This is a genomic window from Armatimonadota bacterium, assembly GCA_020354555.1.
In the GTDB taxonomy this organism is placed as follows: domain Bacteria; phylum Armatimonadota; class Hebobacteria.
On sequence record CP070648.1, the window covers coordinates 3,691,257 to 3,706,720 of the forward strand.

Sequence of the window (15,464 nt, forward strand, 5' to 3'; positions counted from 1 at the left end):
GGCGCACCCGAACAGCCGGTTCACCACGCCGCTGACGCAGTGCCCTTCCCATTCGTTCAGAACCGAGCACCATCACGGCGTCCCGATCTCGGCGGTTGTGTTCGGCGGGCGCCGCGCGCATCTGGCGCCGCTGGTATATGAGGCATTCGACTGGGAACACGGGGCGTACGTCGGAGCCGCCATGGCGTCGGAACGCACGGCCGCGCAGTTCGGCAAGCTCGGCGAAGTACGGCGCGACCCGATGGCCATGCTGCCGTTCTGCGGCTACCACATGGGCGACTACTTCGAGCATTGGCTCAACATGGGACAGCGCATGACGCAGCCGCCCAGGATCTTCCATGTCAACTGGTTCCGCACCGACGAGAACGGCGACCTGCTGTGGCCAGGATACGGGGAGAATCTCCGAGTCATCGAGTGGATTCTCGACCGCTGTCGCGGGGAAGCGGACGCTCGCCGGACCCCCATAGGCTACGTGCCGACCCCGGACGCCCTCGACCTGGCCGGCCTTGAGTTCTCCCATGAGGATATGGAGAAGCTGCTCGCCGTCAACTGCGAGGACTGGTACGAAGAGACCGAAAGCGTCACCGGTTTCTTCCAGCAATTCGGCAGCAGGTTCCCGAAAGCGCTGTGGGAGCAGCACGAAGCGCTCCAGCTCCGGCTCAGGGCGCCGATCTCGTTGCTCAAGCCGGGCGCCGAAATCCGGCCCCTCGCCGCCGAACTCAACGAGGTCATTGAGCGCGAGAACCCTCAAGTCTACGCCATGCTCTCCGAGTTCGGCAGGCGCATCCACTTCCCCAAGGGCATCCTGAGCCAGAGCGCCGAGGCGAAAGAGAAGGCCAGCCGCTTCAACGCGACCATCGGCATCGCGCGCGAGCGCGGCGCGCCGATGTTCCTGCCGTCCATCATGGAGAGCTTCCCGGGCCTCACCCCAGCTGCAGCTCTGAGCTACGCGCCTGCCACCGGTCAGCCGGATCTGCGCCGCATGTGGCGCCAGCTCCTGCTCGACAAGAACCCGAGCCTCGCCGGCAAGAGCTTCTCGACACCCATCGTCACCAGTGGCGTAACGCACGCCCTCAGCCTGGTCGGCGACCTGTTCGTAGATCAAGGCGACGTCGTCCTGCTGCCGGACAAGTTCTGGGAGAACTACGAGCTTCTGTACGCGGCCCGGTTCCAGGCGCAACTGATGCTCTACCCGTTCTTCAGCGCCGCGGGCGGCTTCAACGTGGAGGGGCTGCGCCAGGCGCTGTTCACCCGGGTCGGAAGCTGGAAGACGATCGTCGTGCTCAACTTCCCGAACAATCCGACCGGGTACTCGGTGACGATGCAAGAAGCCGACGCCGTTGTCTCCGCGCTGATCGAGGCAGCGGACAACGGCTGCAACCTGGTGGTCGTGACGGACGATGCATACTTCGGCCTGTTCTACGATGAGCAGGTGCTGCAGGAGTCTCTGTTCGCCCGCCTGGCCGGCGCCCACGAGCGCATCCTGGCGATCAAGGCGGACGGCCCAACCAAGGAGCAGTTCGTCTGGGGGTTCCGCACCGGCATGATGACGTTCGGGGCACGCGCTGCCCTCAGCGACGAAGCGCTCTATGCCGCGCTGGAGAAGAAGGTCGCCGGGGCGATCCGCAGCGTAATCTCCAACTGCTCCCAGCCCGCGCAGTCCGTGCTGGCGAAGGCACTTGCCGGCGACGCCATTGCCGCGCAGCATCAGGAGAAGCGCGCAGTCCTCGAAGCCAGGGCCAAGGCGGTGCGCGACATCCTCAGCTCCTCGGAGTTCGCGGATGTGTGGGAGCCGTATCCCTTCAACTCGGGCTACTTCATGTGCTTGACGCTCAAGGACACAACTGCGGAGATCTACCGCAAGCACCTGCTGGACAAGTACGGCATCGGGGTGATCGCCGACGGCGAGCGCGACATTCGGGTGGCGTTCTCGGCGGTGGAGTTGGACGAACTCCCCGAGTTGTACAGGACCATGGCGGCGGCAGCCAGAGAACTGCGCGACGACCAGGAGGCCGCCGGCAGCTAACCCGCTTCACGTCAGTCTATGAGTCGGCGCCAGCGACTTCGGCGCGGCTCTCGCTCGCCTTGCGCCGAGAGGACGGAGCGGAACACTGACGTAAAGCGGCGGCTGAAAGACGCTCTGGTGCAGCGGACGCTGGGCGACGTTGAGCCGACTCCCCTTTGCTCAGCTACGGACGCGCGTGATGATGGATCCGCTGCTGACCCAGATCGCCCCGTTGAGCCACGGTTCCCATCGCTCAGTCGGCGAGGCTTCAGAGGGTCGGTGAGAAGCTGAGGTCGGCCGGGGGCTTGCCGTCGGCGTCTGTGAACCGCATGAAGAACCCCCACTGCCCGACTCCGTTGTACACCTTTACCACAACGCGAGTGTCACCCGCTTCCAGCTTGACCGGGACGACGTCGGAATCCCAGTGCACGCCCCGCGGCCCGTCGTGCCGCCACACCTGTCGTCCATTCAACCATACGATGGCCGCGTCATCGCTGGAGAACCGCATCTGCACGTCCTGCTCGCGCGGGCTTGTCACGTCGCACGTCGCGTAGGCCAGGCAGTGCGCGAGATGCTCTATGTCACCGTAGAGTTCCACGAACCCGACCGCGCCGGCGATCGTCCGCTGTGTCATCCAGCGGATCGTTCTGCCCTTGCCGGAGTAGGTCGCTTCGAGATCAACCTCGTCCTCCGGCGGAAACGCGGCGTCGAGCTTCTTTGCTTGGGCGTCATCGAACGGCGCAAGGACGTGCCATGCCGGGACGATGCCGGGCACGTCGCGCGGGTGCGTCCAGTGCCCGGTGGGCTGGAAGCGCGCCCGCGCCATGTCCGGCGATTCCGGCGGCACGGTCAGGCCGCCGGTGCTGAGGATCTCATGGTTGGCGTCGCGGATGACCCGCTGCATGTCCTGGTTCAGGTTCCATCCGCCCAGCGGGCCGTCGTCGGGCGCGAGGTAGAACGCGATCAGGCCCGACGCGCCCTCGCGCACGAAGTCTTCGATCTGCTCTCGCACCTCGGCGGCAGTGAGCGGCTCCTGCTTGTTCCAGTCGCCGCCCCAGAATGCCTGATAGATGCCGAAGAACGGTATGCCTGGAACGCGCCGACGGGCATCGGTCAGCATCCACTGCGTGTCGTAGCTCGTCATCGTTCGGTCGCAGCCGGTCTTCAGGACCGGATAGTAATACAGCATCAGGACATCGGCGGCATCCCGCGCGAAGTTGTGGAGCGTCGTGGCGCCGCTGTATCCGCCGCACAGTGGACGGACGCTGTCCGCGCGTCTGACAACTCGGTACATCCCGCGGAGCGCGGACAATGCCGGGCCCGGGCTATCGTCGAGGATGTAGTAGCCATAAAGGTTGGGCGAGGCCTGGACGCCGGCGACTTCCCTGGCGAGCGGCTCGGGCCAGAACAGGATGATTCCGGCGCGATGGGGCGCCGGCGTCGTCCCTTCGGCCCCGCGCTCGCAGCCCAGGAGCGCCGCCGGCGTGGCTTCCCGGTAGCGGATGAGTTCGTCGTCGACTTGCACCGGCCCGGGCGGCGGAAGCGGCACGCCGCCGCGGATCGGGATCTCCGTCTGCGTCTCGGTGACATCGTCGCTCAAGCCCGGTCTGCCGTGGACGTGTCCGGTGATGGAGTACATCACCTTGATCCCGTTGTCGCGGCAGAACTCCCCTCGCTCCGTGGTCGCGTCGAGCAGGTCGGCCCCGCCGAAGACGAGGTTCATCCCGACCTCTTTCACCAGCGCCAGGGCTTCGAGGTCGGTTCGGCCGTACGTGCCGAGCACAGGCTTCCCGTTGATGGCATATGCTGTATGCAGCTTCACACTCACCTCCTCATTCCGCGCTGAGCCGCGGCAAGCGCACCTGCGACGCAGCGGCGAAACGCCAAGCGCAGCGTACCGAGACTCGACTCACCGGGGCAATCGAACCGGACGTGACATCGGTTCTCGCTGCTTCCGTCAAGTCCTGCCGTCCGGCGGTGATCGTGAAGGTCGGCAACGCTCCGCGGCGGCGGCGAATCGTCGGTGTCTCGGGCTGCGTGGTCCGCACGGCTCGGCTCGAAGCGCGCGCCGGTGCGCTGGAGCGGCTCGTGCAGGATGGCGGTGGCTCGACGCGGAAGAACGCCCGGCATGCGAATCACGCGCCGCGGCGCCGCGTCATGTGCGCGCGCCCGGTGCCGCGCCGCAAGGAGACCGCTATGGGAATGCCGGACAAAGAGCGGGCGATGGTTCGCGATCTCGCCAAGCAGGTCGCCGAGATCGCTTCCCTCCCGATCCAAAAGGAGAAGGCCGAGCTGTGGCGCCGGCTCAACCGCCTCGACCCGATGCGGCCGATGGTGATGCTGCAAAACGGTGCGTGGAACGAAACACTGGATGACAGCGAAGCGCAGTGCAGCAACGGCTTCTGCCGCGCGCAGGAGCTGCACCTGCGCCGCGTGCTCTACCAGTGGGAGCACATGCCCGGCGATATGGTCGTCGAGGATGTCATCTACTCGCCGATTGTCGTGCGCGATACCGGATGGGGCTTGAGCGTCAACGCGGTGCGCCCCGACCATTACTTCGGCGCTGCGCACTACGAGCCGGTCATTAGGTCGGAACAGGACATTGATAAGATCCAACTGCCCCGGGTCACTGTTGACTGGGAGGAAACGGAACGGGCCTTCGAGCGCCACGCTGATTTCTACGACGGCATCTTCACCGTGCGGAAGAGGGGGCAGTGCGGCTTCTGGTTCGCCATCTTCGACCAGTTCATCCAGTGGCGAGGTCTGGATCAGGCCTTTGTGGATATGGTTGATCGCCCGGCATGGATGCACCGCGTGCTGGAGCGCATGACCGAAGGCATGCTCGATCAACTCGAGGCGCTGGAACGGCAGAACGCGCTGGGGTTGAACAACGGCAACGTGGGCGTCGGGCCGGGGGGGCTGGGCTTCACCGATGAACTGCCGCAAGCGGATTTCGACGGCGCCCACGTGCGCGCCAGAGATATGTGGGGGCACGCGACGACGCAGATCTTCTCGGTCGTCTCTCCGGCGATGCATGAGGAGTTCGGCCTGCAATACGAAGGCCGCTACCTCAAGCGCTTCGGCCTTGCGGGCTACGGGTGCTGCGAGCCGCTGCACCGAAAAGTGGACATCGTCAGGAAGCACATCCCGAACCTGCGCCGCATTTCCATGAGCCCCTGGGTTGACGTCGAAACGGGAGCCGCCGCCGTGGGACAGGACCTCGTATTCTCCTACAAGCCCAACCCGGCGATTCTCGGCGGCGAGGCGTGGGATCCGAACGCGGCGAGGGCGGGTCTGCGTGACGTGCTCGAGAAGACGCGGGGCTGCGCGGTCGAGATCATCATGAAGGATCTTCACACCTGTCGCAACGAGCCGCACCGCATGTGGGAATGGACGCAGATCGCTCAGGAGCTGGCCGAGGAATTCGCGCGCTGACCGACCGGCTCGCCGTGCGGCCGTTGCGCCAACCCGCTGATGGGCGCAGTTGCCGCGCGAGACGGCAATCGGCCTGACGCCGCTACTTCTTGAGCGGCATCGCCAGGATCCGATGCACGTCGATGTCGAAGAAGTTCGCACCCGCCGCGGAGGTCGCGACCACCGCGGTGTCCGACCCGTGGCCCGTGCCCGCGCATGAGATCACCTGCACCCCCTCGGGAACCAGGCCGGCGTCGCACGCCATGGCAATGATCTCCAGGCACACCTTCATGCCCTGCGAGAACAGGTAGAGCGTCTCCGCCATCACCGCGCTCGGCGGAAAGCCCTCGAACTTCGCCCGCAGCGCGTGATCCACTCCGCCGGTCAGCGCGTGCACTCCGCACACCACCTTGATGCCCGCTTTGTCCATTGCTTTGGCGTAGCGCGCGTTCCATTTGATGTCGTACATCTTATCCACGGCCGGCGCCATCTTCACCGCGACGAAGTTCACCTTGCGGTGGGCATCCGCCAGCCGCGCGAACTGCGCGCCGACATACCCCGTGTTCGTGGCCATCACGACGTGCCGCGCGCGGTGATCCTTGAGGTATTCGCCCACCGTTTCCACGACGATCCGGGTATTCCGCTGAACCTTACCCGTGTCCTCGAAATAGACAACCGGCTCCACTCGTGGCATCGCTGCACCTCCAGGTTCCCTCTCCGCTTAATGCATCTTCTCTGGCTGCCGTTGCGCTCCTGCCGTCCGCATGCCCGGGGCGATACGGCCCAGTCGATCACATCAACCCGTGGCCCAAGGCTCCGCGGCCTCGTCATCCTTTCCGAGGCAATGCGCTCAGCGCCATGAGGTACCACATGTTGTGGGTCAGCCACGGCTCGCTGGTGCGATATGACGGGTGGTCGCGCCCCGAGCCGACGCGCGACAGGTCAAACCCGGGCTGATCCAGCCCGTAGGCCGACCGGACGAATCCGTTGGGAATGGCGCCGGGCACGGCGCCCCGGGGCCGGCCGGCGATGGCGTCGTATCGATGATGATAGCGTGGAGGGTTGAACGTGCCCTTCCCCTCGAACATGCACAGGCCGATCGGGTTCTTCCCCAGCACCCAGTCGATCTGATCGGCTGCGAAGCGGAGCGCACGCCGATCACCAATGAGGTGATGTATCTGTGCCGCCGCCCATGCGCGGCCAAGGCACTCGAAATTGTGCCCCAGGGTTGACGTGGGCTCGAAGAAGTAGTCCTGCTGCCCCACCGCCTGCTTGCTCAGTCCGAAGGGGTTGTCGGCAGTGCTCAGGCAGAACCTGACAAATGGGCGCATGGCCGCCCGAATCCTCGCGCACACGGGGTCATCCGGGTAGTTCAGCGCGAAGGTGGCGAGCGCCCCAGCGCTGATCTCGCCATAACTGCCGAATGCGCCCCGCAGGCGGCCGGCCGGTTGCTGCGTTGCCATAATCGCTTCCGCGCTGTCGCGCGCGAAGTCGAGGTAGCGCCTTTCGCCCGTGACTGCGTGGAGATCCATTGCGCTCAGCAGGAGATGCGGACTGCCGCTTGACGTCGCGCCCTGTGTTGCGTGATCGAAGAGCTTGACCGCCCGCCGGAGGTAGTCGTCGGCCGCGGCGGCCAGCTCCGGCATGGCCGAGAGGCGCGCCCAGGCTCCGATCACCAGCGGGGAACTCCCTTCTCCTTCGGCGACGACCGGGTCGTCATCGGTACCTATGATGTTGTCGGTATGGACCTCCGGCGGAGACCACTTCGTCCACGCGCGGCCCGGCCCCTGAGAGATCGTGCCGTACAGCCCGCCGCTCTCCGGGATCTGCATCTTGGCCACGAAACGGGCGCCCCATGTCGCTTCGTCAAGCACGTCGGATGTGCCGTCACCATTGCGGTCGAAGCGAGCGAAGATCTCGGGCGCAGCATGGTGCGCCTGGAGCAGCGCGTAGGCGACGCCCCCGTCGCCATTCTCATACATTATCTTGTTGTAGTCGCCTGCGCTGTGCCAGCCGCCCGTGGCGTTAATGTGGGTACCGTCGGGCAGCCGGGCGTCATCGAGGTGACACGCCCGGTGCCACCCGGGCACGTCGAAGCCGCACCGCTGGACGAAGAAGAACTTGACGCCGAGGTCGGCGGTCCGGCGTAACAGGAGATCGCGGCCGATTTCGAAGGGCGGCGATGTTCCGTTCCGGGCGCCGAAGCGCGCCGCCGCGCGGTATCTCCCGGGAGCGGTGAGCGAAGAGAAATCAGCTCGCCAGTAGTAATCGCCCCAGTCAGCGGGTTGGCCCTCGTGGATGCGCCCGGAACACCGCAGCGGCAGCTTCACAACCGGCCGGCCAGATTCGGACCTAATCTCGAGTTCCCCCTGTGCCGAATCCGTCGGGAAGAAGTTAGTGGCAACGACCAGGCTCTTCGGCCCCTTCAGTTCGTAGCCGACCTGGTTCACATGCACGCGGACTACCGGGTGCCGCCGGGTAGCGGGCGCACAGAGCGAGAACCGGAAATCATCCAGCCATGCCCTGCCGCCGCGCACCGCAACGACCAACCTCGCCCCCACCGCGCCGGCCGGAGGGCCGACCCGGCACTCCCACCGCGCCCAGTCCTGCTCCGTCGCCACGCGCGCGGCGTGATCCGCGCCGATGACCTTGCCCCAGGCGTTGACCCAGACGACCCACAGGCGCAACTCGGCAGCGTCCGCGCGGCTCCAGCCCGAGAACCGGAACAGCGTGTATCCCTGGGGTAGAGGCATGTCAACCATGCGCGCCGCATACCATCCGCTCTCCGCTTCGAGCAGCATGGCTCCACCGGTGCGGCCGCCGGCGGCATCGGCTCGCAGAGCCCCGGCCCCCGGCCCGGGTACCGGGGAGCGTGTCTCCTGCGACCAGTATCCCACGCGTCCCTTTGCATCGCCCTCGAAGGACGGATTGAACGCCAGGTTGGCCGCTATGGGCGCGAAGACGACATCATCGAGATAGGCCTCTCCTTCGACCTCAAACCAGAGGCTTGCCGAGGTGGCCCGCGGGGGCAGGTCGGCCTCCGCGGCGACGTATTGCCAGCGCTGCGCAGGCACGACCGGCGGCGTGCGCGCCGAGCCGATCACGCGCCCCGCCTCATCGAGCAGATCCATCCCGAGGCGCGCCACCCCTTCGCGGCACCGAATCCATCCGCCCAACCGATAGGCCTGACCGACTTCGAGGGGTACCGGGTAGCTCGACCATGAGCGATCCGTGGAGCGCGTCGTCGCGCCCAGGGAACGCGCACCGGTCCGCGCGTAACGGGTTGCCCGCATCGCGCCCGGGCCGGGCCACCACCCTTCGGGCACATCCGCGCCCGATTCGAAGGACAGCTCTGCGCCCACACCGACCGACGCGCTGGAACAGAGCACAAGCAGAGCCGCGAGAACAAGCACCAATTCGCGCATCTCACTCCTCGCTGAAATCATCACACCGTCCACTTGCCCGGGCCTGAAGCCCCACGCAGCGACCGGGTGTCAAAGGCAGCGGATGGGCGCGCGGCGCCTCAGAGTTCCACGATCCTCATGAACTTCTTGGATAGCTTCTCCACACCGGTCTTGGTAATGCGCACGCCGTTCTCCCACCGTAAGCCGAAGTCCTCGCCTTGGAAGAACGTATCCACCTGGAAAGTCATGCCCTGCTTGAGCCTGTAGGTCGAGGTGGACTCCATCCAGGGGCGCTCGACTTCCATCATGCCGATGCCGTGGCACGGGCCGTACAGCATGTTTGCCTTGAAGCCGCGCTGCTCGACGAAGGCCTCGTATTCGGCAACTACTCGCGAGGCAGGCTTGCCCGCTTTGAGCAGCTCCATGGTCTTGAAATGCGCTTCGAGGCCGAATTCCACCAGGCGCCGCTTCGCGGACGGAAGCGTGCCGAAGAAGACCGGAAGGCCCACGCTCGACGCGTATCCGCCGACGCGGGCGCCGATGTCGAGTTGGATGACCTCGCGGCGCTTAATCTTGTTGTGTGTCGGGCGGGAGATCGCGTGCCGCGTCGCGGGGCCGCAGAAGCAGTACAAAGCATGGCCTTCGTACTCGGCGCCGTGCCGGTAGATCTCGCGCTGCGCGATGCCGATGACCTGAAGTTCCGTCATGCCCGGCCTGATCTCACCGAGGACCGCGTCAATCGCTTTCTCGCTGACCTGGAACGCTTTCCTCATGAGCGCGATCTCGCTCGGGCTCTTGACGATGCGCAGGTTGATGAGCGTATCGTCAGCCCTAATCAGTTCGACTCGCGGCAACTCATTGCGCAGGCTCTCATAGACCGGCAGCGGCATGATCGAATAGCCGACCAGGCCGAGCTTCTTGAGTCTCCGGCGCGGCATCGCCTTTCTGACAATCTGCTTGAAGCTGGCGACGGGAATCCCCGGGTAGTCGGGATCGGCCGATTCCCGGTACTCGATCATCAGCTCTGTCCATCGAATCTTGCTGCGGGCCTCGGCGTAGGCGCCACTCTCAGGGCCGATGATGAGCACCGGCGTGCCCGTCGCAGGCACGAACACCCCCGCGCTCTCGAAGGTCGGCCAATACTCGGAAAGGTATCGCACGTTCGCGAAATCCGCCTCATTGGAGTGCACCAGCGCCGCATCCAGGCCGGCCGCGCGGAGGTTGCGCTGGAACTTCTTCATCCGGTCGCCGTACTCGTGGTCAGGAATCGCCCGCATCTCATAGCTCCTTTGCAGCGTGCTGTGCCTGAAGAAACTGCGCTCCGCGCTCGAGCAGCTCGCCAATCAGCGCGTCCAACTGCTCCGCCGCGTACGGGCCGCAGTTCCGGACGATGAATGGGTCGGGCAGAACGCTCCCCTCGCCGAAGCGGATCTCTGTCTCCGGCATCGGGTGCAGTTCCCAGGGGTGAAAGTAGAAGCACAGGAACGGCTCGACCGCTTGGGCTCGACAGTAGCCGACATAGCCGTCAATGTGTCGCAGCAGCGCCTCCGCGCTTTCCGTGCGGAAGAGCGGCCACTGATCCCGGTCGCGACCGAAGGGGTCTTGCGACGTCATCGAGAGATCCGCGAAGTTGGGCAGTTCCACGATTCGCAGGTCACCCTCCTGAGTCCAGTCATCCCGGCTCGGGTGATATGGCCTCAGGCGCTCGCGGAAGTAGTACATCGGGTACGATGCGTCCGCGACGTAGCACAGAGACTCCAAGGCATTGACGACCGCGGTCGACCCGAACAGGCGCGGGCAGCGGAACGACACGGGACGGACGCCGGCCACCTGCTCAATGCAGTCGGTGCACCGGCGCAAGCGGTTGGGCACCTCCTCCGGCAGGATCGGCATCATGCCGGGGATATCGAACAGCGCATCGCCGATCGTCTCGTGGAACAGCGTGTGCGCGCCAATCTCGTGTCCTCGCTGCTTGACCGCCCGCACCACCTCAGGATGTTTCGTGACACTGTCGCCGGTGAAGAAGAAGGTAGCGCTGATGCCATGGCGCTCGAGGATATCGAGAATGATCGGGGTGCCGTTGACCAGCCCCTCGTAAAACGGCGTCCAGCTTCCAATGTCGGTCTCCATGTCGAAGCCGAGCACCACCGTGAGCTTGCTCATGTCACATCACCCCGTGTTTCGCCCGCTGCTGCGGCATCCAGCGCGCGAGCAGATCGCGGCAGTTGACGATCTTCTCCGCGAGATCAACCGCGATGTAGAAGTACTGACACGCCGCCTCGAACCCAATGCGCGAGTCGCGGCTTTGAAGCGCGTGCAGGCGGGTGGCCAGGGCGATCTCGCTGTGGAGCACCTCGTCAAGCGTGGCGATCAGCGCGCGCGCTTCGTCCGGCGTGCTCCCGTCGTCGAGCTGGCGCCGCGCCATGACGAATCGGACCTGGTTGTACACGCTGCGAAGATGAATGGCGCACGCCTCGACGATGCCCGTTTCCTCGTCCAAGGCGCGCGCTGCGATCGGGTCGAGGCTCAACTCGGCACCCCGCTCCTTCAATGCCGCCAGGGCGTGGTCAAACCCGTCGGCGACCTTCTTGAATTGCGCGGCGAACGCTGCGGGCGGGTAGATGGTTCGCCACGCTTCGAGGTCGTCAACCGGATGGGCGAAGGCCATAGTACCCACGCCCTCATACCCGGTCGCTTCCCCCCACAGCAGATTGGCGGGCCCCATGTGCACTGGGCTCTGGTAGAGGGATGCGCAGGCGAACGGGTACTCCCTGAACGCGGCGCTCAGTGCGCTCCACGCCTCGACAACGGCGGGCGCGGCGGCGCCGAAACGTCGCCTGGCGACGCCTTCCATGGCCGCTTCGACAGACGGTCTCCGCGCTTCACCGATCGCGATGATCGCCTCGAGGTTCGGCGAGGGATACCCTCCGAGCGTCCAGCTCAACATCAGGCCGTCCACATCGGCATGGCGCAGGTTCGCCGCATGCTGAGCGACGTTCGCCACCACAGGGATGTAGGGTACTGCGGCCAATTCCCAAGTGCTGCTCGCCGTGATGCGAGCGACGGTCTTCAGCCCTCGGTCTTTGGCGAGCTTCCAGTGGCGCGTAGCGCGCGGCCCCGGCCCGATCACCGACAGCGAATACTCGCCGACCTCGCTCTCGACGCCGCCGCGGTTGATGGGCATACTCCATTCGCTGACGCTCATGAACCAGGCGTCGGGAGGCAGGCGCTGGATGATCCCCGGCGCCCATTCATCCCGCCACCCCCAATCCCACACGATCAGCTTGCACTCGCTGCCGGCCTCGCGTATCCCCTCGTGCAGCACGGCATTGACTTCGGCGATGACCTCTTGCGGCGAGCGCTTGCCGCAGCGCGGGCATTCGTTTCCGGTGTCATGCGACCAGCAGTTGGTGTAGCTTTCCGAGGCGGTGATGGTGAACACGCCGGCGAGGTCGGGCACCGCTGCGCAGAGATAGGCCATGCCGTCACGCAGGTAACTGTGGACCTCGGGGACGCTGGTGCAAAGCGTCGCTAGTTGGCCGCGCAAGACTCCGACATCCTCGATGCCCTTCAGTTCCGGATGCTCGTCGAAGAAAGCCAGCGGCATGGGCCTCGGCTCGTTGAGATAGATATACACGCCGATGCCGTGTCGCTTCGCCCGCGCCACGAGCGCGCGCAGATTGCGTATGTATTCCTCGCGGTGCGCACCGAGTCGCTCATCCCACGGGAACGGCGCCAAGTGATACAGCGGCTCGTGCAGCCACACCCCGTCGACGCCCGCCGCGGCGAGCTGCGCGAGGTATCCCTCGGGATAGCAATCCTCGTCGCTCGACAGCGCGTTGCGGAAAGACCCGAAGTACGAGTAGCAGAAACGCGGAACGAACGCGCTGCGACGGGTCGGAGATGCAGACGCCGGGGCTTCGGATAGGCGCCCGATAAAGGACAGGAGCGGGTCGCGAGCCCGGTCGAAGTCGGCGCCCAGGTCGCTGCGCGCCGCGGCGCCGATGGCGAGGGCGCGCGCTCTGGCCTCGGCGGTGGGCGGCTCGTAGCGGAGTCGGTCAATCCGCGGCTTGTAGTTGCCCATCCACCAGAACAACCCGTCGCCCTCGCGCAGGACGAAGTCCATTTTCTCGACCGTCCATCCGAGCAGCTCGATTAGTTGTTCGTATGGCAGCAGATGCCAGTTGCGACGAATGATCGTCACGTAGGTGCGGCGCTGCTGGTCTTCCGTGATCTCGGGCTGCTGCGACAGGCCCAGGAGGCCCGCAATTTCGCATATCTGCTCCGGCTGCGCGCCGATTACACCGGCGAGCCGTTCTGCGGGTATCAGTTGCCAGTTGCGCCAAACGAATGCATGCAGCCGATCCGGGAAATGAGGGCAGGCGACGGGGTCGGGCGCTGAGCCCATCGGCAGTTGACTGACATCCATCGTCACTGCTCCCCGCCGCTCGCTGGAGACGACGCTTCGATCACGATCGCAGCGTAGGCCTGCACAACCGCTACGTGGGCTACAAGTTTGTCGCCGTCTGCTCGCGCTTTCACATCGGCACCGCGGGCTGTCACCACGGAGTTGTGATAGGGCTTGTCAATAGTCACCTCGATATCGTGTACCGGGATGATCTCCGTGATCTGGCGCGCGTCGGTGGGCAAGGTCCACGCGACGGTCCTATTGGCCAGGTGGATGATGGTCCTCTCGGGAGTGGTCTGCCGCCAAACGGTAACCTCGACTGTGCGCGGCGCTTGCACCGCGACCTGTCGCGCGGGAAGGATTGCGTCGAGCAACTCCGCCATCCAGGCGCCGATGTGCTCATCGCCGTGCATTGAGAAATAGCGACCGATGTCAAAGGCGACGTAGCAGGTCTCACCCTCGCCGAAGGAGCCAACCACGACCACGGGCCAGTCGCTGACCTGTACCGGCAAGGGATCCTTGGTGCCCGCAACCGAGCCGGCAGGATCCACATCGACGCGATGGGCTATGGTCTTCCCCCGACTCGCAACCTGCTGGAAGACGCCTGACGCCGGTTCCGCCTCGTCGGGCCGCTGCACCGCGAAGTGGCCGGCGACCGAACCTCGCCACGATATCCCCAGGGCATCCGCCAGGGCGAAATCGGTGCGCCTGCCGCCCCTGCCATCCCACAGCGACGTCTCGGCCGTAGCCAGTACCCGGCCGCCGCGGCGGACATAGTCGCGAAGTGCCCGACAGACCCGGTCGCTGAGGTTCGCGGAGTTGGGGAGGATCACCAGGTCATACTGCTTCAGGTCAGCCCCGTCGCCGATGCGTTCGGCCGCGACTATATCATAGGGCAGATGCTCCTCGATCAGAAGACGCGCCCAACCGCTGAACTCCTCCAGCCACTGTTGATCGCCCGCGCCGAAGTACTTGCGCGTAGCCCAGGAGAAGACGAGGGCGATCTTGGCCGCCGAGACTGCGTTGTCGTCGAGGTCCGCATCGCGCATGTAGAAGTCGAAACCGTGCCTCACGTTCGCGAGCATCTTCGGTGAGGTCGTGGTGTCGGGACGGGTGCCCACGCCGCAGGGACCGAACGCCTTGCAGCCATTGGCCTTGCAGGCTGCGGCGAAGACCTCCCACAGCACCTGCGAGATCGGCCAATGGGCATAGTGTATGGGATGCTGGGTCGGGATGATCCATGCCGGCTTGCCGACGGCATGCTGCCAGCGCACATTGATGCTGGTGGAGTTGAGGTCGCTGCACGGAGCAAGGAAGCGGTCGAAACACTCCGAGAGAAAGACATCCAGAGAGTCCAACCACGCTTCATCCTGTCCCCAGATGGCGGCCACGTAGAGCGGAGCGAAAGGATTATGTGCCGCCACGATCCCTCGTTCGCGGAGCACGGCGGACACGTTCGACAGCACCGCCGCGCTGCGCCCGCAGCGCCAATCGATAAACTCCACCCAGTGCTCGCGTATGACCTCGCGCGTGATGTCCGCGGTGCCGCAGATCCGCTCCAGCGTCGGGCGGCAGTAATCGCACACGCAGACGTCGCCGTTGCTGAACATGTCGAGGTGGAAGCCGTCCGGGTGATACCGGTCGACGATTTCACGCGCAATGCTCGCGACTTGCTCGGCGCGCGGCGAGTTGATGCAGGGCACTTGCCACGCGCCCCCGGGCAGGGCTTGCACCCGTCCGTTGGGGTGTGACGGATCGGCCCAGCTTGCTGACTGCTGCGGGGCGCGGACTGCGGCCTGGTGGCATCCCAGCGGCACCATGTTCCATTCCGGGTGCTTCGAATCGAGCCAGTTGATATAGAGGATAACCCGCTTGTCGTGCGCGCGGAGGCGGGTGACGAGGTCGCCGACATAGTCCCTGCCCCCCAAGTTGGGATGCTGCGGCAGGATCGCGCTCGGGTAGTAAGCGATGCCATACTGGTTGGCTGCATACACCGTAACGATATCCACGCCCACACCGACAAGCTCCGCTGCGATGCGGTCGGGATCGTATCTCGCGAACGCGGTCTCCTGTTCGTTGAGGGCATATTGATCGTACCAGTAGAGGCGACTACGTTGGTTGACCCAGTCCATGGTGAGGACTCCCGTGGATTCCTGCAGGCGGCCCGAACCGCCCTTACGAGTTCGCCGCCCGGCCGCTGCTGGTCGTGAGCCTGTCCGCGAGCGCCAGGGGT

General features: G+C 65.4%; 9 protein-coding genes. 2 read left to right on the plus strand and 7 right to left on the minus strand.

Annotation, left to right across the window (positions count from 1 at the left end):
* Positions 1-2,026 (plus strand): phosphoenolpyruvate carboxykinase (GTP) (locus JSV65_15125; protein UCH33876.1); only part of this gene is annotated, 2,026 nt, incomplete at its 5' end.
* A 247-nt stretch (positions 2,027-2,273) separates the two neighbouring features.
* On the opposite strand, the gene JSV65_15130 is transcribed toward JSV65_15125, so the two are convergent.
* Positions 2,274-3,827: a hypothetical protein gene (locus JSV65_15130; protein UCH33877.1), complete on the minus strand. Its 1,554-nt coding sequence runs from the start codon at positions 3,825-3,827 to the stop codon at positions 2,274-2,276.
* 374 nt (positions 3,828-4,201) lie between these two features.
* Here JSV65_15130 and JSV65_15135 point away from each other — a divergent pair, with 374 nt between their 5' ends.
* The gene (locus JSV65_15135) at positions 4,202-5,440 is read left to right on the plus strand and encodes a hypothetical protein (GenBank protein ID UCH33878.1); all 1,239 of its coding nucleotides are present in this window, start codon (positions 4,202-4,204) and stop codon (positions 5,438-5,440) included.
* 82 nt (positions 5,441-5,522) lie between these two features.
* On the opposite strand, the gene JSV65_15140 is transcribed toward JSV65_15135, so the two are convergent.
* From JSV65_15140 to JSV65_15165, 6 genes are all read right to left on the minus strand, one after another.
* Positions 5,523-6,113, minus strand: a complete 591-nt coding sequence (locus JSV65_15140; protein UCH33879.1) for a hypothetical protein — start codon at positions 6,111-6,113, stop codon at positions 5,523-5,525.
* 133 nt (positions 6,114-6,246) lie between these two features.
* The gene (locus JSV65_15145) at positions 6,247-8,865 is read right to left on the minus strand and encodes a glycoside hydrolase family 9 protein (protein UCH33880.1); all 2,619 of its coding nucleotides are present in this window, start codon (positions 8,863-8,865) and stop codon (positions 6,247-6,249) included.
* A 77-nt stretch (positions 8,866-8,942) separates the two neighbouring features.
* Positions 8,943-10,100, minus strand: coding sequence for an aminopeptidase P family protein (locus tag JSV65_15150; GenBank protein ID UCH33881.1), 1,158 nt, complete (start codon positions 10,098-10,100; stop codon positions 8,943-8,945).
* Position 10,101: 1 nt separating this feature from the next.
* Positions 10,102-10,986, minus strand: a complete 885-nt coding sequence (locus JSV65_15155; GenBank protein UCH33882.1) for a polysaccharide deacetylase family protein — start codon at positions 10,984-10,986, stop codon at positions 10,102-10,104.
* 1 nt (position 10,987) lies between these two features.
* The gene (locus JSV65_15160) at positions 10,988-13,252 is read right to left on the minus strand and encodes a hypothetical protein (protein ID UCH33883.1); all 2,265 of its coding nucleotides are present in this window, start codon (positions 13,250-13,252) and stop codon (positions 10,988-10,990) included.
* A gap of 2 nt (positions 13,253-13,254) precedes the next feature.
* Positions 13,255-15,363, minus strand: a complete 2,109-nt coding sequence (locus JSV65_15165; GenBank protein ID UCH33884.1) for a beta-galactosidase trimerization domain-containing protein — start codon at positions 15,361-15,363, stop codon at positions 13,255-13,257.
* Positions 15,364-15,464 lie beyond the last annotated feature (101 nt).

Excerpts from the sequence above, each read along its gene's own strand:
- JSV65_15135 (UCH33878.1), top strand. The coding sequence starts at position 4,202 with ATGGGAATGCCGGACAAAGAGCGGGCGATGGTTCGCGATCTCGCCAAG.
- JSV65_15140 (UCH33879.1), bottom strand. The coding sequence starts at position 6,113 with ATGCCACGAGTGGAGCCGGTTGTCTATTTCGAGGACACGGGTAAGGTT.
- JSV65_15145 (UCH33880.1), bottom strand. The coding sequence starts at position 8,865 with ATGATTTCAGCGAGGAGTGAGATGCGCGAATTGGTGCTTGTTCTCGCG.
- JSV65_15150 (UCH33881.1), bottom strand. The coding sequence starts at position 10,100 with ATGCGGGCGATTCCTGACCACGAGTACGGCGACCGGATGAAGAAGTTC.
- JSV65_15155 (UCH33882.1), bottom strand. The coding sequence starts at position 10,986 with ATGAGCAAGCTCACGGTGGTGCTCGGCTTCGACATGGAGACCGACATT.
- JSV65_15160 (UCH33883.1), bottom strand. The coding sequence starts at position 13,252 with ATGGATGTCAGTCAACTGCCGATGGGCTCAGCGCCCGACCCCGTCGCC.
- JSV65_15165 (UCH33884.1), bottom strand. The coding sequence starts at position 15,363 with ATGGACTGGGTCAACCAACGTAGTCGCCTCTACTGGTACGATCAATAT.